Source organism: Halorussus aquaticus, from assembly GCF_024218795.1.
GTDB lineage: Archaea > Halobacteriota > Halobacteria > Halobacteriales > Haladaptataceae > Halorussus > Halorussus aquaticus.
Genome location: NZ_CP100401.1, coordinates 153,327 through 173,407, shown reverse-complemented (window position 1 = coordinate 173,407; position 20,081 = coordinate 153,327). Strand labels below are relative to the sequence as shown.

15 protein-coding genes are annotated in these 20,081 nt (G+C 65.6%); 7 read left to right on the top strand and 8 right to left on the bottom strand.

What is annotated here, in order from left to right:
• Nucleotides 1-286: 286 nt before the first annotated feature.
• The gene (locus NGM06_RS19275) at nucleotides 287-1,219 is read left to right on the top strand and encodes a hypothetical protein (RefSeq protein ID WP_254270393.1); all 933 of its coding nucleotides are present in this window, start codon (nucleotides 287-289) and stop codon (nucleotides 1,217-1,219) included.
• 43 nt (nucleotides 1,220-1,262) lie between these two features.
• On the opposite strand, the gene NGM06_RS19270 is transcribed toward NGM06_RS19275, so the two are convergent.
• The gene (locus NGM06_RS19270; RefSeq protein ID WP_254270392.1) at nucleotides 1,263-1,955 is read right to left on the bottom strand and encodes a class I SAM-dependent methyltransferase; all 693 of its coding nucleotides are present in this window, start codon (nucleotides 1,953-1,955) and stop codon (nucleotides 1,263-1,265) included.
• Between the two features lie 280 nt (nucleotides 1,956-2,235).
• Here NGM06_RS19270 and NGM06_RS19265 point away from each other — a divergent pair, with 280 nt between their 5' ends.
• A complete protein-coding gene (locus tag NGM06_RS19265) occupies nucleotides 2,236-3,318 on the top strand; it encodes a GNAT family N-acetyltransferase (RefSeq protein WP_254270391.1) in 1,083 nt (360 codons plus the stop codon).
• Between the two features lie 66 nt (nucleotides 3,319-3,384).
• Here NGM06_RS19265 and NGM06_RS19260 read toward each other — a convergent pair whose 3' ends face one another.
• A complete protein-coding gene (locus tag NGM06_RS19260) occupies nucleotides 3,385-4,401 on the bottom strand; it encodes an SDR family NAD(P)-dependent oxidoreductase (protein WP_254270390.1) in 1,017 nt (338 codons plus the stop codon).
• Nucleotides 4,402-4,629: 228 nt separating this feature from the next.
• Here NGM06_RS19260 and NGM06_RS19255 point away from each other — a divergent pair, with 228 nt between their 5' ends.
• The 3 genes from NGM06_RS19255 to NGM06_RS19245 are packed head-to-tail and all read left to right on the top strand — an operon-like array spanning nucleotide 4,630 to nucleotide 7,862.
• Nucleotides 4,630-5,583, top strand: coding sequence for a dTDP-glucose 4,6-dehydratase (locus NGM06_RS19255; protein ID WP_254270389.1), 954 nt, complete (start codon nucleotides 4,630-4,632; stop codon nucleotides 5,581-5,583).
• Nucleotides 5,580-6,767 carry a DegT/DnrJ/EryC1/StrS family aminotransferase gene (locus tag NGM06_RS19250; protein ID WP_254270388.1) on the top strand — a complete coding sequence of 396 codons (1,188 nt, stop codon included), beginning with the start codon at nucleotides 5,580-5,582 and terminating at the stop codon, nucleotides 6,765-6,767. The genes NGM06_RS19255 and NGM06_RS19250 overlap by 4 nt, the downstream gene beginning before the upstream one ends.
• Before the next feature lie 45 nt (nucleotides 6,768-6,812).
• Nucleotides 6,813-7,862 (top strand): N-acetylneuraminate synthase family protein, encoded by a 1,050-nt coding sequence (locus NGM06_RS19245; RefSeq protein ID WP_254270387.1) that lies wholly within the window; start codon nucleotides 6,813-6,815, stop codon nucleotides 7,860-7,862.
• A gap of 9 nt (nucleotides 7,863-7,871) precedes the next feature.
• Here NGM06_RS19245 and NGM06_RS19240 read toward each other — a convergent pair whose 3' ends face one another.
• The 3 genes from NGM06_RS19240 to NGM06_RS19230 form a co-directional block, all read right to left on the bottom strand.
• On the bottom strand, nucleotides 7,872-8,891 hold the full coding sequence (locus NGM06_RS19240) for a PseG/SpsG family protein (RefSeq protein WP_254270386.1): 1,020 nt from the start codon (nucleotides 8,889-8,891) through the stop codon (nucleotides 7,872-7,874).
• Between the two features lie 2 nt (nucleotides 8,892-8,893).
• A complete protein-coding gene (locus tag NGM06_RS19235) occupies nucleotides 8,894-10,276 on the bottom strand; it encodes a DUF4910 domain-containing protein (RefSeq protein WP_254270385.1) in 1,383 nt (460 codons plus the stop codon).
• Nucleotides 10,277-10,356: 80 nt separating this feature from the next.
• Nucleotides 10,357-11,448, bottom strand: a complete 1,092-nt coding sequence (locus tag NGM06_RS19230) for a polysialyltransferase family glycosyltransferase (protein ID WP_254270384.1) — start codon at nucleotides 11,446-11,448, stop codon at nucleotides 10,357-10,359.
• 613 nt (nucleotides 11,449-12,061) lie between these two features.
• On the opposite strand from NGM06_RS19230, the gene NGM06_RS19225 reads away from it, so the two are divergent.
• Nucleotides 12,062-13,363 (top strand): glycosyltransferase family 2 protein, encoded by a 1,302-nt coding sequence (locus NGM06_RS19225; RefSeq protein ID WP_254270383.1) that lies wholly within the window; start codon nucleotides 12,062-12,064, stop codon nucleotides 13,361-13,363.
• Here the strand turns inward: NGM06_RS19225 and NGM06_RS19220 are convergent.
• Nucleotides 13,329-15,179, bottom strand: a complete 1,851-nt coding sequence (locus NGM06_RS19220) for a hypothetical protein (RefSeq protein ID WP_254270382.1) — start codon at nucleotides 15,177-15,179, stop codon at nucleotides 13,329-13,331. The genes NGM06_RS19225 and NGM06_RS19220 overlap by 35 nt on opposite strands.
• Before the next feature lie 545 nt (nucleotides 15,180-15,724).
• On the opposite strand from NGM06_RS19220, the gene NGM06_RS19215 reads away from it, so the two are divergent.
• Nucleotides 15,725-17,467, top strand: a complete 1,743-nt coding sequence (locus tag NGM06_RS19215) for a glucosamine inositolphosphorylceramide transferase family protein (RefSeq protein WP_254270381.1) — start codon at nucleotides 15,725-15,727, stop codon at nucleotides 17,465-17,467.
• Between the two features lie 28 nt (nucleotides 17,468-17,495).
• On the opposite strand, the gene NGM06_RS19210 is transcribed toward NGM06_RS19215, so the two are convergent.
• Nucleotides 17,496-18,701 carry a glycosyltransferase gene (locus NGM06_RS19210; RefSeq protein WP_254270380.1) on the bottom strand — a complete coding sequence of 402 codons (1,206 nt, stop codon included), beginning with the start codon at nucleotides 18,699-18,701 and terminating at the stop codon, nucleotides 17,496-17,498.
• A gap of 44 nt (nucleotides 18,702-18,745) precedes the next feature.
• Nucleotides 18,746-20,056 carry a glycosyltransferase family 2 protein gene (locus NGM06_RS19205; protein ID WP_254270379.1) on the bottom strand — a complete coding sequence of 437 codons (1,311 nt, stop codon included), beginning with the start codon at nucleotides 20,054-20,056 and terminating at the stop codon, nucleotides 18,746-18,748.
• Nucleotides 20,057-20,081 lie beyond the last annotated feature (25 nt).

Below are 20,081 nucleotides of genomic sequence, written 5' to 3'. Positions count from 1 at the left end.
GACCTCAGCGTTCCCCTCGTGCGGACACGACCCCGTGTGCTCCCGTTCATTGCCGACGCACCGATATGCCCGCCATCAAGTAATAGCTTGCGCGGGCGAGCAGTCCGTCGATGCCCGAGACGACCGGACGACCGGTCGGATTTCGACGATTCGGACGGGAGTCTCGACACGACGACGCTTTCCGCGGCGTTTCTCCCACGGACTTCGAGTAGGCAAACGCATAATAGGAAGAAGGTCATCTACAGTAGCGGAAATGGGGATGGAGAAGTTCACTTTTTCACGATGGGTGAGGGAGAAATTCGAAAAGTACGACTTGGGGAGTCTCAAGACCGCAATCGACAAGCCGTGGGCCGTCCGTCGGGAACTCAACAGTCTCGGCGTGAACCTGAACAAACTCTACTACCAGTACGTGGACGACTCGGAGGCGCTCGACGTGATGGCCGCCGACTGGGACACCCTCGTCATCTTGGACGCCACTCGATACGACGTGTTCGCCCGGACGAACTGGCTCGACGGTGACCTGCACCGCGTGAGGTCAGGCGCTTCCCACAGCATCGAGTTCGTCCACCGGAATTTCGAGGGGCGGGAACTCCACGACACGGTGTACGTGACGGCGAACCCGTACGTCAGGGAACTGTCCGAGGGGACGTTCCACAGCGTCAACTCCCTGCTGGAGGCCTACGACACGTTCAGAGCGATACGCCCGGACAAGATGACCGAGGAGGCTATCGCCGCTCACGAGGAGTTCCCGCACAAGCGCCTCGTCGTCCACTACATGCAGCCTCACGCCCCGTTCATCGGGGAGTACGGCCAGTACCTCCAGTCCGAATACCTCGGCGGGGAGGAGGTGGCCGGGGCCAGATGGATGTACGAGGTCGTCTGGGACCCCGACCACCCCCTCGACGTCGAGATGGTGAAGAAGGCGTACCGGGAGAATCTGGAGATAGCGCTGGACGAGGCGGAGCGACTCGCGTCGAACCTCGACGGGAAGACGGTGATAACCGCGGACCACGGCGAACTGTTCGGCGAGCGAACGCGTCCGATTCCCGCCAGACTCTACGGCCACGAACCGTTCGTCTACTACGGGAATCTGGTCTCCGTGCCGTGGTTCGAGTTGCCCGCCGACGAACGACGGGAGATTCGGGCCGACCCCCCGGAGGAGCGCGACACGACGACCGAGGTGACCGACGACCAACTGGCCGCGCTCGGGTATCTCTGACCGTGCTGGCCGATGCCGCGTCTCGGTCTGACCAGTCCGGTCGTCAGGCCGACTTCTGCCCGACGAACGTGTAGTGGAAACTCTCCTCGTCGTCGTTGCGGAACCGGTAGTTGTAGAATCCGACGTGGACGGGGTCGAACACGTCGAAGGTGTCGCGCAGGTCGTCCTCGCTCTCCGTGAAGTTCACGTAGACCGGGTTCTCGGCTTCGGGAAGCGTCACTTTCCGGAGTCCGTCCGAGGCCGGTTCCGAGTGGGAGTAGAGACCGTGTCTCTCGCCGCACATCGTCGCGTAGAGGACGCCGCCGTCGTTCAGATTCCGGTACAGCGACCGGAGTCGCGTGTCCAAGTCGCTGTCGCTGTAGTAGTAGAGCGACTGGAGCGCGATTATCACGTCGAACCCGCCGCCGAAGAACTCGTCTGACTCGGTCGGTTCGGGTTCGACGGTCCGGAACCGGTCGGCGATGTCAGGATACCGCTCTCGGGCGATGTCGAGTTCGGACTCGCTCACGTCGACACCGTACGCGTCGAACCCGTGTTCGTGGAAGAAGTTCGTGGACGCCGCCTGCCCGCATCCGAAGTCGAGGAGTCGCTCGCCGTCGTCCCCCCAGTAGCCGAAGTCCGGACCGAGGACGAGACCGTAGAACCGGAACACGTCGTGGTCGACGTTCGGTCGAGTGTACTCCTTCTCCTCCCAATACTCCCGATTGGCGTCGGCGTATTCGGTCGCGTCGGACATTCAGTATCTGTACGGTCCTCTCTACGTAGTCCTTTGGGGGAAACTGGCTCACGCCGTCTCGCGGACCGACGGCGACCCCGACAGTCCACGTCGCCGGTCGAGTCTTCGTTGGTCGAGTCCCGCCCGCAAAACCGAGTGGGAGTTTTATTAGCGCCTCCGTTGAGGGGGTAACAGACGGAAGAAGTATGAGTCACACAGCATATCCTGCGGGGGGCAGTGAGGGGCGTAGCGCCGGGACGGTGGGTCAGCGGACGCGTCGCGGTGGGGGTCGCAGTCGAGTATGAACGTCAGGGACCTCTCAGCCGAGTGGCGCTCGGAGTGGGACGAGTTCTGTCGGGAGAGTCCCGACGCGTGGTTCCGACACACGACCGACTGGCTCGACTACACCTTGAACTACAAGCCCGAGTTCGAACCCGCGTCGGCGTCGTTCGTGGTGACACACAGCAAGGAGATAATCGCCGTCTGTCCGCTGATTCTGGAGACGGTGGACGGCGTGCGACAGTTCTCTTACGCCGGGGGATACGGGCCGACGCCCGCCTTCGCCGCCGACCTCTCGGAGGGCGAGCGCGACTCCATCGCGGGGATGATATTCGACGAGGTGGACGAGCGCGCCGACGAACACGGCGTGCAGCGGGTGAAGATGCAACACCCGTCGCTGGCGGGGGAGACGCCCGCCGGGACCGAGAGCTACAACTACCTCGTCCGATACGGGTTCGTGGACACCTCGATAAACACGCAACTGGTGGACCTCGACAGGGACATCGACGACATCAGGGCCGACCTCCGCAGGGACTACCGGCGGTCCATCGACGACGCCGAGGACACCTTCGAGATAACCGTCTTCGACAGCGAGACCGTCACCGAGTCGATACACGACGAGTACAAACAGTGCCACATCAAGGACGCGGGGGGACAGACCCGACCCGACGAAACGTTCGACCTGATGTACGACTGGATCACGGCGGACGAGGCGTTCCTCGTCGGAGCGAAGCACGAGGGGAAGTACGTCGGATTCTCGTACTTCCTCGCGTACGACGGCGGGGTCTACTACGCCTCGTCCGCTCGCGACCCCGACTCGGACACCTACGACCTCGGAATCGGGCACCTGCTCCAGTGGGAGGCGATGAAGTGGATGGTCGAACGGGGCCTCGACACCTACGAACCGGGGTGGCAGTTCTTCGACCGGACGTTTCCCCACCTCGCTTCGGAGAAAGAGGTCAACATCAGTCAGTTCAAGCGCGGCGTCGGCGGGACCACGCGACCGCTCTCCCGAGGAGAGAAGTACTACGACGGAGACCTGTTCAGAGACGAGTACACCGAGAAGGTCGAGCGGTACGCCGAGCATCTCGGAACCGGCGAGTAGACCGTCCGAGCAGGCGCGGATATCCGGGTCTCTCGTGCGACCAGTGCGGACGTGACCGGCCGCGAATCAGTCGCCGACCGAGTCGAGTACCATCTGCTCTATCTCCTCGCGGTCTATCTTCTCCGCTCGCTCCGAAGAGCGCACGATGCCCTCGGCGGGACTGAAATCGGGGAGACCGTCGTATTCGAGGAACCGGTTCTTCTCGGTGGTCTCGGGTTGTATCGCGTAGTACTCGTCGTTCTCCACCGTGCGTTCGACCTCGCGCTCGGTCATTATCTCCTCGTGGAGCGTCTCGCCGACTCGCCGCCCGATGAGTTCGATGTCGATGTCCTCGGGACGATGGCCGTACTTCTCCGCCAGCGTGTCTATCATGGTCTCGGCCAAGTCCTCGATGCGGACCGCGGGCATCTTTCGGACGAAGACCTCACCGCCGCCGGTCTCCTCTATCGCCGTCGTTATCAGGTCGGCCACGTCGCCGTAGGTCAGGAAGAACCGCGTCATCCGCTCGTCGGTCAGGGTCACCGGACCGCCGTTCCGAATCTGCTCCTCGAACACCGGAACGACCGACCGCGAAGAGTTGATGACGTTCCCGAAGCGGACCGACGTCAACCGGAGGTCCGACGACCCGCGGTACTTGTTCCCGGCCGTGGTGAGTTTCTCCCCGAGCAGTTTCGACGTTCCCATCGTGTTCGCCGGAGTGACCGCCTTGTCGCTGCTCGTGAAGACGACCCGGTCCACTCCCGCTTCGGTCGCCGTCTCGACGACGTTCTGGAGACCGAGAACGTTGGTCTTCACCGCCTCGAAGGGGTTGTACTCGGAGATGTCCACGTGTTTGATTCCGGCGGTGTGGATGACGACGTCGATGTCCTCCATCGCTCTGGCGAGGCGCGGCCGCTCCCGGATGTTGCCGAGGAGGTACCGCAGACGCTCGTCGTTGAACTCGTGGTCGGCCTGCACCAGCCCGCCCTCGTTGTTGTCGAACAACCGAATCACGTTCGGGTCCCTCGCGAGGAGCGGCGGCACGAGCGACCGGCCGACGGACCCCGCTCCGCCGGTTACGAGTACGTTTTGATTCTCTATCACGCGTAATCAGATGGCATAGACCGTTCGTCCGTACTTTGTTATTCGTAGGCTTTCCGCTCGCGCGTCCCGGAAATGGTCCATTATCCGCGGGGAGGACTCCCAGAGACCGCCGGAACCCGCGGTCGCAGTCCCGGCCAATCTCCGGGCGCGTCCGGAGCGTCGGCGGGGCGTATCGACCGCGAGAAACGCCCAACGTTTCATTAGCGAGGAAGTGGTGGTCGTACAGCGATGGCAACGAATACTGTCGCCGTGACCGGAGCGGCGGGGTTCATCGGGAGGTGGGTCGTCCACGGGTTGCTGGAACGGGGGTATCGCGTTCGCGGTCTCGACAATCTGTCGAACGGGTCGCGCCGGAACGTTCGGGAGTTCCGGTCGGACCCGAACTTCGAACTTATCGAAGGTGACGTTCGAGACGCCGGTGACGTGGAGACGCTCTTCGACGGCGCTATCGACGAGTGCATTCACCTCGCGGCGCTGATCGACGTGGAGGACAGCCTGCAGAACCCGGAGGCGCACTTCGACACGAACGTCGTCGGGACTCAGAACGTCCTCACGGCGTGCAAGCGGACCGAGACCCCGCTGACGCTCGTCGGGACGTGCATGGTCTACGACGTGGCGTCGTCGGACGGCGGGATAGACGAGGAGCATCCGACCGACCCGAACTCGCCGTACGCGGGGACGAAACTGGCGGCCGAGGAGATAGCCGAGTCCTACTACCACGGGTTCGACCTGCCGGTGACGGTCGTCCGGCCGTTCAACACCTACGGGCCGTACCAGAAGACGGGGATGGCGGGCGGCGTGGTCTCCATCTTCGTGGACCGGGACCTCGCGGGGGAACCGCTGAAGATTTTCGGAGACGGCACTCAGACGCGCGACCTGCTCTACTGTACGGACTGTGCGCGGTTCATCATCGAGGCCGCCCTCAGCGACGAGGCCACGGGCGAGGTCATCAACGCCGGGACCGGAACCGACATCTCCATCAACGACCTCGCGGCGGTCGTCGCCTCGGAGGGGACCGAGATAACGCACGTCGAACACCACCATCCCCAGAGCGAGGTCCAGCGACTCCGGTGCGACGCCGGGAAGGCCGAGGAGTTGCTGGGATGGACGCCGGAGGTGTCGCTGGAGGAGGGCGTCAAGCGACTCCGCGATTGGCTCAGGGAGCGCGAGGAGGCGTCATGACCGACGAGACGCCTGCGATTCGCGGCGGCCAACCGGTTCGAAGCGACCCGCTCGGGTACGGCGGACAGAGCATCGGCGACCGGGAGACGGAGGCGGTCGTCGAGGCGCTCGAATCCGACTACATCACCCGCGGGCCGAGGGTGGACGAGTTCGAGGAGTCGGTCGCGGAGTTCGTCGGGGTCGAACACGCCGTGGCGACCACCTCCGGGACGACCGCGCTCCAGTTGGCCGGACGGGCCGCGGGGTTCGGCGCGGGCGACGAGGTTATCACGACGCCCCTGACGTTCGTGGCCTCCGCGTATCCCGCGTGCCACACCGGTGCCGAGCCCGTGCTGGCGGACATCGACCCCGAACTCCGGACCCTCGACCCGGACGCGGTTCGGAACGCGATAACCGACGATACGGAGGGACTGGTTCCGATGCACTACGGCGGTCATCCCTGCGACATCGACGCGCTGCTCGACGTCGCGGACGAACACGACCTGACCGTCATCTGGGACGCCAGTCACGCGTTCGGAACGCGAGTCGGGGGGAGACCGGTCGGCGCGGAGCGCGACATGGTGGTCTTCAGTTTCCACCCGGTCAAGAACATCACGACCGGAGAGGGCGGGATGGTCGTCACGGACGACGACGCGCTGGCCCGGCGTCTCCGGTCGCTTCGCTCGTTCGACATGGACTACGAACCCGACGGGCACGACGACGAACCGTGGTATCAGGTGGCCACGGGACTGGGCTACAACTACAACGTCACCGACCTGCAGGCGGCGCTCGGCGTCGTGCAGGTGGACCGACTGGCGGAGTTCAAGCGTCGTCGGCAGGAGATTACGGCGCGCTACGACGAGGCCTTCGAAGAGATGCCGGGACTGCGGACCCCGGTCGTCCGCGAGGAGGTGGACCCGATGTTACACCTCTACGCCGTCGAAATCGGCGAGGCGTTCGGGTGTTCGCGCGAGGAGTTCGTCAACGCGATGCACGCGGAGAACGTCTACGTGCAGGTCCACTACGTGCCGCTCCACTACCACCCGTTCTTTCAGGAGGAGTACGGCTACGAGCGCGGACAGTTCCCGGAGACCGAGGCAGTCTACGAGCGACTGGTCTCGCTACCGCTGTTCCCGGGGATGGACGACGGCGACGTAGACGACGTTATTCGCGCCGTGACGCGGCTTCACCGACACTCTCGATGAGTGTCGGCGGCTAGTTTTAACCGCCGCGCCGTCGGTACGTGACCTATGGACGGGTTCAGCATCGGGGGGCGGCCCATCGGGCCGGGCGCGCCGACGTACGTAATCGCGGAAGCGGGGTCGAACCACAACGGGGACCTCGACACCGCCGAGGAGTTGATAGACGTCGCCGCCGACGCCGGGGCCGACGCCGTGAAGTTCCAGACGTTCCGGGCTGAGGACCTCTACGTCGAGGACAGTGGGGAGGTCGAGTATCTGAACGACGACGACTCCATCTACGACATCGTCGAAGCGATGGAGATGCCCTACGAGTGGATTCCCGAACTCCACGACTACTGCCGGGAGCGCGGGGTCCAGTTCCTGTCCACGCCCTTCGACGAGCGGTCCGCGGCGGAACTCGCGGAGTACGTGCCCGCGTGGAAGGTGGCCAGTTACACGAGCAGCCACCACCCGTTCCTCCGCCACCTCGCCGACACCGACAAGCCGATCATCCTGTCCACCGGGGCGCACGAACTGGAGGAGGTGCGCGAGTCGGTGGAGGTCCTGCGGGACGCGGGCGTGACCGACCTCGCGCTCCTCCAGTGCGTCGCCTCCTACCCCACGCCGATTCACGAGGCCAACGTCGGGGTGGTCGAGACGCTCGCCCGGGAGTTCGACGTTCCGACCGGTCTCTCCGACCACACGCTCGACCCCGTGGTCGCGCCGTCCGCTGCCGTCGCGCTCGGTGCGAGCGTCGTCGAGAAACACGTCACGCTCGACAAGACGATGGAAGGGCCGGACCACGAGTTCGCGCTCGAACCCGACGAACTCGGCGAGATGGTGACGGCGATTCGCGACACGGAGTTGGCGCTCGGGTCGGGAGAGAAGACCGTGTTAGCGGTCGAACGCGAACTCCACGAGAAGGCCCGGCGCGCCGTCCACGCGACGCGGGACATCGCCGCCGACGAGACCATCACCTCGGACGCCGTGAAGGTGCTTCGCCCCGGCGAACGAGAGGCGGGCGTCGAACCGAAGCACTACGACGACATCGTGGGACGCACTGCGGCCCGTGACATCTCGAAGGGCGACGGTATCCAGTGGGACGACGTGAACGAGTAGTAGTCCACCTCAGACGTCCGACACACCGTCCGCGAGCGAGAGGACTTCGCGACAGACGCGTTCGGACCCGCGGCCGTCCACGAGTTCGCGGCCGCGCTCGCGCCGTTCTCGCCGGAGGTCCGAACTCGACGCGTACTCGTCTATCGCCCGAGCGAAGCGTTCCCCGTCGGCACCGCGTCCGAGGACCGTCGCGGCGTCCCGCCGGTCGAGTTCGTCCGCTATCGACTCCTGATTGTCCGCGACGGGCGCGCAGACGATGGGCGTCCCCAGTGCGAGCAGTTCGTACGTGGTGCTACTCGCCGTACTCACCGCGAAGTCCGCCCGGAACAGTCGGTCCGCCAGGTCGTCGGGGTCTCGGCGGACCGTCACGTCGGCCGACACGTCGGCGGCGGCGTTCTCGACCGCCACCGCTTGGCTCTCGGAGAAGCCCGGTCCGACGATGGCGTCCACGCGGAGGTCGAGTCCGTCGAACGCGCGGACGACCATCGGCGTCAACTCGGCCGTGTCGCTCCCGCCCATCGTGACGACGGCGCGCTCGGGGGTCTCACGCCACGGGGGTTCGCGGCGGGCGCGTTCCGTAATCTCGCTCCGGAGCAGGACGTAGTCGGTCCCGAGACGCAGGTCGGGGGCCGAACCGACGAACGCGTACTCGCGTCCGGCGGCGTCGAGGTTCCCGTTCACGAACACGTCCGCACAGACGGCGTGTCGGTCGTCGTCCTGATTGACGACCAGCGGGACCGCCTCTCTGACCCGGCGCTGATACGCCGTGTCCACCGGATAAGCGTCGGTGAAGGCCACGTCCGGGGTCGCGGAACCGAGCCAATCGACGAACGGAGCGGGGTCGCCGCGCGCCGGGAGGTCGGCGATTTCGACGGCGTCGGGACAGACGCTCCGGACGGACTCGGGCGTGGTCGTGGCGTACGTGACCGCGTGGCCCCGAGAGAGGAGACGGTCGGCGAGCGCGCCGGTCCGAATCAGGTGTCCGTACCCGATGTTCGGGCCGCCGTCCGCGCGGATGACGAGATGCACCGTCAGAACTCCTCCGCCGGTAACTCGAAGCGGTCGGAGTGGTCGGGCGTGTAGTCGGCGGGTTCCAGCAGTCCGACCTCTCGCAGTCGGTCGATGGGACCGGCGAGCGTCTCCACGGACGCGTCGTACTGCTCGGCTATCTCGACGACCGAGTGGCTCCCGTCGCTGTAGTTGAGGAGTCGCATCATGTCGGTCACGAGGTCGCGGTCGCCGTCTGCGTACCCGTCGGGTCCGACCCCGTCGCCCTCGGCGGGGTCGTTCACGGTCGGGTAGAGGTCTCGCTTGCTCATCATCGGCTCTCCGTAGGGGTTCTGGTTGAGGTAGTAGCCGCCCCGCTCGAAGTTGCGGAGGACGCGTTCGATGGTCTCGGCGCTCTCGACGAGCGGGGCAATGCCCATGAACGACTTGGTGTCCCGGGAGTTGTGATACCCCTCGTACTCGTCGTAGACGGTCCGGGCGAACTGGCCGACCGGGAGGTCGAACCCCGGCGAACAGTACTGGCGCTCGTCGGACCCGGTCGCGTCGAACGGCCGGAACCGGAACTCGGCGTCGGTGTACTCGTCGAGGTGTCGGACGACCTCGTCGAGGAGGGCGTTCCCGCGGCGCGTCCGTTTGTACGAGAGGGTGTCGTTCGGTCCGCCGAGGCAGGTCAGGACGAGACCGCCCACCACATTCTCCCGCAAGTGCGCGCCGTACCGCGAGAGGTACGCCAGCGACCCGATTGTCTCCGGGACGACGACGAACCGGTAAGTGAACTTGCGGCGGTCCCAGTCTCGGAGCCGCCTGTAGAGCGACGTGAGGACGAGCGGTCCGCTCAGTTCGTTGTTTGCGAGCGACGGGTGACACAGGTACGTGCTGAGGAGGACTTCCCTGTCGCTCTCGCCTTCCAGAACCGCGTGGCCGTAGTTCAGTTCGCCGTCCACGAACTCGCTGTCGATGTAGGCGTGGTACTCGCCCTCCGGCAGCGACTCGTACGTCTCGTGAGGGAGACAGAATCCCCAGTCGCGTTCGTAGTAACTCGTCACGTACGGGGTGGTGTCCGGGAGTCGCGGCAACGTGTGGAGGTGCGGGTCGAGTTCGTCCAACGTGCGGCGCTCGTCCACCGATTCCGAGTAGTTCACTACCGCGAGGTTCGTCTCGTCGAAGTCGGCGTACACGTCGCCGTCCGGGCCGGTCAACCGCGCCTCGCGAATCCGCCACTCCGGGGGTATCTCCCAGTCGAAGACCTCCGTCCCGGACGGGACTCCCTCCACGTCGAGCGGAACGTCCTTCCGAAGAATCTCCAGACTCTCCCGGAACCCGGGTCCGGTGATGCTGCGCGGAATCGGCCAGAGCGCTTCGAAACGCGATTCGAGTCTCGACAGCTCCCGCTCCCCGTCACCCATGGCGTGACAAACTACGAACCCGAGTAAAAATCCGTCGCCCGCCGGGTTCGGCGGGGTTGGTGCGGTTTCAGTCCGAACACTCACCGCGGCGGCGCTGCGACTTCCGAGAGGGTATCAGTGACGCGTATCCCCAGCGATTCGAAGACCGTGAGTAGGTGTTCGAAGTCGCTGTTGAACACCCGCGCCAGCGAGAGGACCGTCACGTCCTCGCACAACCATCGCGCCGTCAGCAGCGACGTGGAGACGTTCCCGAGGACGAACCGGATACCGTCGGGGTTGGCGACGAAGATGACCTCCGCCGGGATGCCCCGCGGCAGGACCACCGCAGAACTCCCGTCGAGGTTCAGAAACTCCGTCGACTCTCGCGGGTGGTACTTGACGCCGATACGCTCACCGCGGTCGGCGAACCGCCGGATTACGGTCTCGATGGTCTCGACGTACTCGCCGTCGAAGTCCACGTCCTCAGAGAGCGCGACGAAGACGACACCGTCGAGTTCGTCGAGTCGGTCGGCGACCTCGCACACTTCCAAGTATCGCCGGAACCACGAGCGGTCGCCGAGCGACAGCACCGCCTCGCGCGGGAGCGCGGAGACCGGACGGGTTCTGAGGTCGGGGCGAACGTGGTCGGGGAACGAACCGTAGACCTCGTCCACCCACCTCGAAGAGCCGTGTTCCTCGACCTGCGTCCGCCAGCGGCCGTAGAACAGCTTCATCTTCACCGTCTCGAACCAACTCCACTCCCGACCCATGTAGGTGTACGCGCTCGTTCCGTCCTCGACGTAGACCCGCCGGACCTCGCGCAGTGAATCGTCCCGGGTGACCGCGTCGAACGCCGCTTGGTCCTCGGGACGCTGGTCGTTGAACGAGTACACCTCGTTCGTGCGGTTGTCGGCGACGTACCGCCGGACCACGAAGCAGTTGTACCGCGCTCGGAACTGCGTCAATCGGGAGGTGTGGGCGATTCTCGACGCGAAGGTGGCCGCCCCCGCCAGCGTCCGGACCTCGTCGAACGGGTTGTCGCGCGCTCCTCGTATCGACTCCAACAGCGGTTCCATGTCCGAGTCCAGAATCCCGAGCAGGTGCTGGTCGCCCCCCGATTCGTCGCGGTCCGAAGCGAGCGCGCTCGCTAAGATGACGTGATACGGCGTGTGTGCGATGTACAACGATGTCATCCGAAGTACCCCCAGTGAGTTTCCCGGACTCGGGTCAGTGACGTTGTAAAGACGCCGCGACCGTGATTCGCGCGAATCTGCCGGAGCGTGCGCGAGTCCGTACACCGAGTCCTCCGTCTCGGCCTCGCTACCAGCGAGCGACTAATAAATTGCCGGGACGGTTCGAGAGCGAGGCGAGCGATTCGTCCGTTTAGGCTCGGCCGTCCGCTCGCCGCGTTTCTCGGTGCGCTGGCTCTCGACCGGGGCCGGAGCGCCAGACGACCCAGAACAGGGTGACCGTCGCCTCGACCTCGCGCGTTCACAGAGTGGTCCGAACCAGTCGTCGTCGGGAACTGCGACGCTAGGCTTCGTTTGACAACTAGTGGCGCAGCGAAAACGGTTCGTTACGCTCCGATTCGCCGTTCAGTCGGGCGGTTTCCGTCGTGGCGACCGCGGCGTCGAACGGGCGTTCAACGGTCGGATACCGACGCTCCACGCGACGGTAACCGACGTTGCGTCGAAAAAGTCGGGATTTCTGGAACGTTACCGTCTGAAACGCCCGTTCTACGAGACACGTAACTAAGTATCTCATGCTGGTAGACGCCCAGGAGTCTAGCGGGGGAAAACGACACGTATGAGGGACTTAGAGGACCAACCAGTGTCGGTCGCGGAGACGCAGCGACCGACCGTGGCCATCGACGCCACGGAAGCGACGCCGGGGGACATCGCCCGCACGACCCTGCGGGCGAAGATACGCGACCACCCGGTCTTGGTCAGTCACGACGGGAGCGCGACTCGCGAGTCCATCCAGATCGCCGACGAGGCCGGGGCGCTCGTCCTCGACACGACCGACTCGTCGGACGAGACCCAATCGACGCTCGTGAGGGTGGCGAAGACGTACGGTTTCAGCGGACTGATATGGCACGACACGCCGTCCGAACCCATCGACTACTCCCGGACCATCGACGACTTCGAGACCTCCGAGGAGTACCTCGTGGAGGCCGCAATCGGGGCCGGAGCCTTCGAGGAACGCGCGGACCAGACCGAGGTGTTGGTCGCCATCCCCGCGTACAACGAGGCCGAGACCATCGGCGAGGTCGTCTCAGAGACCGCACAGTTCGCCGACCGCATCGTCGTCGTGGACGACGGCAGCGACGACGACACCGCCGAGCGCGCCGAGAAGGCGGGCGCGACCGTCGTCAAGCACCGGCGCAATCAGGGGTACGGCGGCGCGCTCAAGACCGCGTTCGAGGAGGCCGACCGCCTCGGCGTCGAGCATCTGGTGATACTCGACGGCGACGGGCAACACGACCCCGCTGACGTCCCGAATCTGGTCGAGACCCAGCGCGAGAGCGGCGCGGAAATCGTCATCGGGAGTCGGTTCGAGGGCGACAGCGACGTACCGCTCTACCGCCGGTTCGGACTCTTCGTCATCAACACGCTGACCAACGTCGGTCTCGGGACCATCGGGCACGGGTCGTGGATACGCGACACCCAGAGCGGGTTCCGTGCGTACGACGCCGAGGCGATTCGGAGCATCGCCCGCGACGACGCCATCGGAACCCAGATGAGCGCCAGCACGGACATCATCCACCACGCGCTCAACCAGAACTACGCCATCGAGGAGGTCGGCACTCGAATCACGTACGACGCGGAGAACTCGAACAGTCAGCATCCCCTCTCGCACGGCGTCGTCCTCATCAGGAACATCCTCACGCTCATCGAACAGGAGCGACCCATCATGCTCATCGGCGTCCCCGGGTTCCTGACGGCCACCGTCGGGTTCGGACTGGGTTACTGGGCGCTCACCAACCTGTTCCACACCGGCGACTTCCCGGTCGGACTGGCCATCGCGTCGTTGTTCTTCATCCTCTCGGGCGGACTCGCCTGCTTCTCGGCCGTCATCCTCCACTCCATCGAGGTCCACCTCGGATAGGGCCGACGCGCGTCGCGGGTGCCGCCGTCGCGTTCTGGCCGCCGGGCCTCCCGGGCGGTTCCGAACTCGCCAGATAGATTCGGAGTCCGCCGTTGGCGTATATCTTGCCGAGACGCTCGTCGCGGTCGAGTCGCCGGAAGTCCCGCGGCGTGAACTGCCAGTATTCGGGATACTCCGGGTGGAGTGCCGGATAGTACTCCTCCAGACGCTGGGTCACGAGCAGGTAGCTCCCGACCCGGTTGCGCGTGGCGAACGTCGCGTTCTCGTCGTAGCCGAAGTGGGCGGGTATCGGCCGCTCGGCGTACGCTCGCGGATTCGGACTGACGCCCTCGAACGCGTGTTCGTATCGGTAGTTGAACCCGAAGGCCAACCGGTCGGCGTCCCGGTTGTCGAGGTACCACTCCATCCCCTCGATTCGGGTCTCGGGGACGTGACTGTTCGTCTCTCGCTGGAGCGGCGAGTTGTAGGTCCCGAACACGATGAGCGTGACGAAGACGAGAACGACGCCCACGACGACGACGTCGCGCCTGCCGACCGTCCGCCGAGAGCGACCGGCGTAGACGTACGCCGCCGTCGCGACGAGGAGAACGGCGAAGAACTCGGCGAACTTCAGGACGCGCGTCCACGTGAGCATGATGGGTTTGACGAGCAGTGCGGCCGCCAGCGCGCAGAAGAGACCGAACCCGGCGACCCAGAACAGGTACTGCCAGCGCAGTTCCAAGTCGCGGTACTTGACGTGGTAGGCGAGGTAGAGGATGACGAACACGGTGCCGACCGTGAGCAGTATCTCGGTCCCCTTGCGGAAGACGACGACGGCGAGGAGGTCCGCGAGCGAGAGGGGCACGTTCTGGAGCGCGTTCGAGTACTCTCCCAACTGGGACGTGCCGATACCCAAGACGAGCGACCCGAGCATGCTCACCGTCATCGTCAGAATCTTGAGGAACGAGTAGTACCACGAGACGAAGACGACGCCGACGGCGACGGGAATCGTGACGACCGTGACCGACCGCTTGATGGGGAGTCGGTGGCCCCGTAGTCGGGCGGTCACGAGACGCGACGCCGCCACCAGCGCGATAGTCCCGAGACCGATGAGCGTCGTGACCGGATGGGTGAAGATGAAGTAACAGAAGACGAGCGCGACCAGCGTCACGAACCGATTGCGAGAGCGGCGGACGCTGAACAGCGCGTACAGCAGCAGCGGATAGAGGCTGAAACTCAGCACGTTCGGCCCGAAGTACACCTCAGAGCGCTTGAGAATCGGGAGGAGCGCGAACGGGACGAAGTAGTGGAACGCGGTCGAGTTGTCGGTCACGCGCACCGCCAGCGCCAAGATTCCGAGCCAGTACGCCACCGAGAAGACGGGTGCCAGCACGTTCTTTATCGTGTAGTAGTCCAGTCCCGTGACCTCCATCAGCATCACCGCGTGGAGATGGATTCCGGGGTAGTAGTTGCCCTCGTTCAGGTGGCCGGTTTCGAGAATCTCGATGACCCGCCCAAGATGGGTGAACATGTCGCCGCCGCCGAAGACGGCGTACCCCCGTACGACCGGCATGAGGAGGAGGAAGGCGTTGGCGACCAGCATGATACCGGTGCCGAGCGCCAAGTATCGTCGTCTGTGGACGACGTCCTTCGAGTGGAGGACGACGACGGTTCCGAGAACGAACGTGGCGACGAGTCCCCACCAGAACCACGACGGGTAGGCGGCGTAGATGGAAATTTCGTATCCTTTAGCGCTCGAAGACGCCGCTGTCAGACCCAGAACCGTGAGTAGCGTAAACGCGGCGGTGCCGAGTGCTTTGAGTGTTCGTCGTCCCACGTTCTATTCCCACATCGGTAGTCGTACCGTCACCCGTAGTCGTGCGGTCTCGCCGGTTCGCCCAGTTTCCACATCTCGCGTTCGCATTCGTCCCGCAACCCCATTCGGGTCCGCGTCCGCTCCCTTCGAACCGGTCGCTTCGTGGAACGTTCCACGACGACCGGTATAAGTATACTGACCGTGGTAGTCCGGTACAGCACGCGGTCGAAACTAGGGTCTGAGCGGCGGGTCGCCAGAAGACGCGTCCGGTCTCCGGACACGGAGAACAGTCGGCACGTCTCGGACGATAGCGGCGGGTTCACAGGTCGGACTCCTACTGCCAGCGCACGGGCAGCGAATCGGCGACTGCGCCGAGCGACCAGCGCACCCCTGACGGCGTCCGCAACCGGTAATTTTCCGCCGCCGAGGCTGTCAAACTACCGAGATCTATTTGAGCGCTCGCACCGTCGTCCCGTCGGGGTGAACATGAGAGGGGTCTTTCCAACCGTAGAGAGCAACGAGAGTCGTTTCCGCGCCGCGTCGGCGACCGACGGAGAACCCGCTCCATGAGCGAGGACGGTTCGACGCTGGACTTCGGTATCATGTGTACGGGCACGACGTTCGACCGCTGGCAGGCCGAGTGTGTTCGACACCTGCTCGACGTGGAGAACGTCCGGCCGAAACTCCTCGTCGTCGACGAACGACGGGCCAACGACGCGGCTCCGAAGTCGGGTCTCGGCCGGGTCGCGGAGATGGCACAGTCGGTGGTCGAGACGGTCGAGTCCGAGGGCGCGAGGGAGACGGTGAACAAGTCGTCGTGGCGGCTGTACAAACACCACGTCGCGGGCGACGGTGAGTCCCGAAAGCCCGTGGACCTGTCCGCGGAACTCGACGGCGTCGAGCGAATCCGCTGCGACGTGCGCGAGGAAGGGTACGCCGAGTACTTCTCGGCGTCGGACGTCGACCGAATACGGTCGTTCGACCTCGACTTCCTCCTGCGGTTCGCGTTCGGAATCATCAAGGGCGAGATTCTCGACGCGGCGCGGTACGGCGTCTGGTCGTTCCACCACGGCGACGAGCAGAAGTACAGGGGCCTGCCGCCGTGCTTCTGGGAGATATACGAGGACAACTCCGTGACCGGGGCGGTGTTACAGCGGTTGACCGAGCGCCTCGACGGCGGCGTCATCCTGCGACGGGGGTACTTCCCCACGGTGCCGTTCTCGTGGACCGCGAACCTCGACCGGACGCTGTCGGGTACCACGCGGTGGCCCGCGCAGGTCGCCACCGACATCCTGAACGGGGAGGCGGGATATCTGGAGCAGACTCCCTCGAAGACGGACGCGCCGGTCTATCGCTCGCCGAGTCCGTCCCAGATTCTGCGGTTCGACGCGCGGCGGGCCGCCGCCATGCTTCGGGAGGTGACGCGGGGCTACGAGAAGTGGAGCATCGGGGTGTCGGACGCGCCGATTCGGGACTTCGCGGACGACGAGCGGTCGCCCACCGTCCAGTGGTACTCCTCGCCGACCGACACCGAGTTCGTCGCCGACCCGTTTCCCGCGGAGATAGACGGCGACACCTACGTCTTCTTCGAGAAGTACTCCTACGAGGACGAGTCGGGAGACATCTCCTACCTGAACTACGACGATACGGAGGGCGAGGGCCACCCCGACCCCGCCGTCGGGACCGCACTCGACAGACCGTACCACCTCTCGTACCCGTACCTCTTCAGGCACGACGGCGACCTCTACGCGACGCCCGAGACGCACGAGGCGAACGAGATAGCGCTGTACCGGGTCGAGTCGCCCGAGGAGTGGGAGCGCGAGCGAACGCTGATACCGGACGTGGCGGGCGTGGACCCGACGCCGGTCCGCCGCGACGGCAGGTGGTGGCTCTTCTTCACGAAGCGCGACGACATGGTCAACACGAACCTCTACCTCTGGCACGCGCCCGAACTGACAGGGCCGTGGCGTCCCCACGCGAACAACCCGGTCAAGACCGACGTTCGCGCCGCCAGACCGGCGGGCACGCCGTGGGTGACCGACGGCGACCTCTATCGGCCGACGCAGGACTGCGCCGACTGGTACGGACGCCGAATCGTCGTCAATCGCGTGACGGAACTCACGCCGACCGCCTTCTCGGAGGAGGCGGTCGCCGAAATCGCACCGAACGAGGACGGCCCACTAGCGGCCGGGCGACACACCATCTCGTCGGGCGGCGGTCTCACGCTCCTCGACGGCCACCGGTTCGTCTGGAACGCCTACAACCTGCGGCGGACGGCCGACCAGATAGCGCGGAACTTGGGTCCGTAGCGGCGGCGAGAACGAGCGAGGACCCCACTCAGTTCGAGGCCAGCAGTTCGGCGTAGGCGTCGGCGGTTCGCTCGGCCACGTCGTCCCACGAGTATCCGACCGCGGTCTCGTAGTTGCGACGACCCATTTGCGCCACGTCTCGGGACAGCGCCTCCCGGATGGCGGTCGGCAGGCCCTCGGGGTCGTCGGAGTCGTAGAGGACGCCGCCCGACTCGCCGACCACGTCCGGGAGACACCCCGACTCGGGCGCGACGACCGCCCTCCCGAACGACATGGCGAGCAGGACGCTGCCGGACGTGAAGATGTCTCGGAAGGGGAAGACCACGGCGTCGGCCACGTTCATGTACGTCTGCACCTCGTCGTCGGGGATGAATTCGAGGACCGACCGGACCCGGTCGTCCGCGGCGGCCCGCGAGGCGACGCGCTCGCGCAACTCGTCGTCGGTCGCGTTTCCGGCGACCACGAGGCGGGCGTCGTCGGCGTCGAGTCGGCCGAACGCCTCGACCAGCGCGGGCACCTGCTTGTACGGGCGGATGCGACCGAAGTAGAGGAAGACGAACGCGTCGTCGGAGAGACCGAGTCGGTCTCGGGCCGTCTCGCGGTCGATGTCGTTCTCGTAGTCCTCGACGTAGTGGCCGTGAGGAATCGTCACGAGGTCGGCGCGCTCGTCGCCCGAGAGACCGTACTCCTCGGCGAGGCGGCGTCGCGCGCTCGGCCAGTGGACGAACACTCGGTCGAAGACCCGACGCACGAGGAGTCGCTTGCAGCGTCGCTCGAACGTCGGGTGCCTGCGCTCGTGTTCGACCAGATTGTGGGCGGTCCAGACGATTCGGACGCCGAGGAGTCGCGCGACGAACAGTCCCGCGAGGAACGCCGCGGCCTTCGCCGCGGTCCGGAGTCGCCCGTCGCCGACGAGGTACGGCGAAATCCAGTGGAGGTGGAGCACGTCCGGAATCCCCTCGGATACGACCGTCCGCAACGTCTCCAGCGGATACCCGCTCGCCAGCGTGACCGAGACGCCGCGCGCGTCGAGCGCGTCGGCCAGATTCTCCTGATACGGATTCGAGTCGAAGTGCGGCAGGTGCAACACCTGCGCGTCGGCGCTCGGTGCGTCCCCTGACGTTCGCGCGTCGTCGGCCGACGAAGCCGTCCGCTCGGACGCCTCCCGTTCGCCCCCGGTCGCCCGCGACGAAGTCACCCGCGACCCCCCGGTTCGCTCTCGGTTGTCCGGCATCGAGACGGCGTACGACGAACTGACGCTAAAACCATCCGGCTGTGTCAGTCCTGCGGGTCCACCGCGCCGGTCTCGGTCGCCTCGCCCGCGTCGGTCTCGTCGGTCCGCTCGTCGGTGTCCCACGTCACGACGTTGCGACCCCGGAGGAAGTTCGAGAGTCCGACGAGCAGACTGTAGTTGAGCAGCGCGAAGTAGTACGTCGCCTGCAGCGGAAGCGGGACCGAGCGACCGCGCTGCTTGGCCCCGGCGGTGACGCCGACCGAGAGCGCGAACGCCGCGAATCCCCCGGCAACGAGGAGGTGAATCCGCGTTGGTTCGAGGAGCGCGAGCAGGAGCGCGGACGACCCCGCGACGCCGAGGAAGACCGGCGTGAGCCACAGTAGCACCGTCCGCGACCAGAGTTTGACCGAGTACGTGCCGTACTCGGCCGGATTCAGCAGTTCGGTGAACGACGAGAGCGTGTGCCACGACCGCGTCGTGATTCGGTTCTCGGCGTCGCGCTGGGAGTCGAGGTCGTCGCGAGCGCGTTCGCGCGCCACCGCGTCGGGCGCGAAGGTCACCCGCTTGCCCAGCGACCGAATCGCCATCGGTTCGGCGAAGTCGCTCATCAGGTCGGGCGCGAGCGGCACGTAGTCGTCAGCCCGGACGGCGTAGATGGCACCGTTCCCCTTGACGATGGACCCGGTCCGGGACTCCGCGCGCTGGACGAACCGCTCGAACCGCCGGTAGACGGGGATGCCGCCGGTGTTGTCGCCGACGTTCTCGTAGTGGAGACCCCCGACCACGCACCCCACGTCGTCGTCGAATCGGGCGACGAGTCGGCGTATCGCGTCGGGTTCGTACATGCTGTTGGCGTCCGAGAAGACGAGGACGTCGCCGTCGGCCCGGTCGGCGACGACGTTCTGGCACTCGGTCTTGCCGACCCGGCCCTCGACCCGAATCAGTTCGACGCCCTCGTCTGCGTACGACCGGACGATGTCGTCGGTGGCGTCGCTCGACGCGTCCGAGAAGACGAGTATCTCCAACTGCTCGTCCGGGTAGTCGAGCGCGAGACTGTTCTCTATCTTGTCGGCGATGACGTCCTCCTCGTTGTAGGCCGCGACGACGAGCGATACGGTCGGGAGGGACGATTTCGTTTCGCCGTCAGCCGATTCGGCGCTCGCCGACGACGCGCCTGCCGGAGTTCCGTCTGCCGACTCTCCGCCGGGTGATACCCCGTCCCCCGAGTTACTGGACTCCGGTCCCCGTATCGCGCCGACCAGTGCGACCGACACCGGATAGAGGACGTTCGTGTACAGTACCGTCAACAGTGACCCCGCCAACGCGGCCCGCAGGAACGCGAGTACGGTTCTCATCCGTCGTAACAGCCAACTCGCTAGT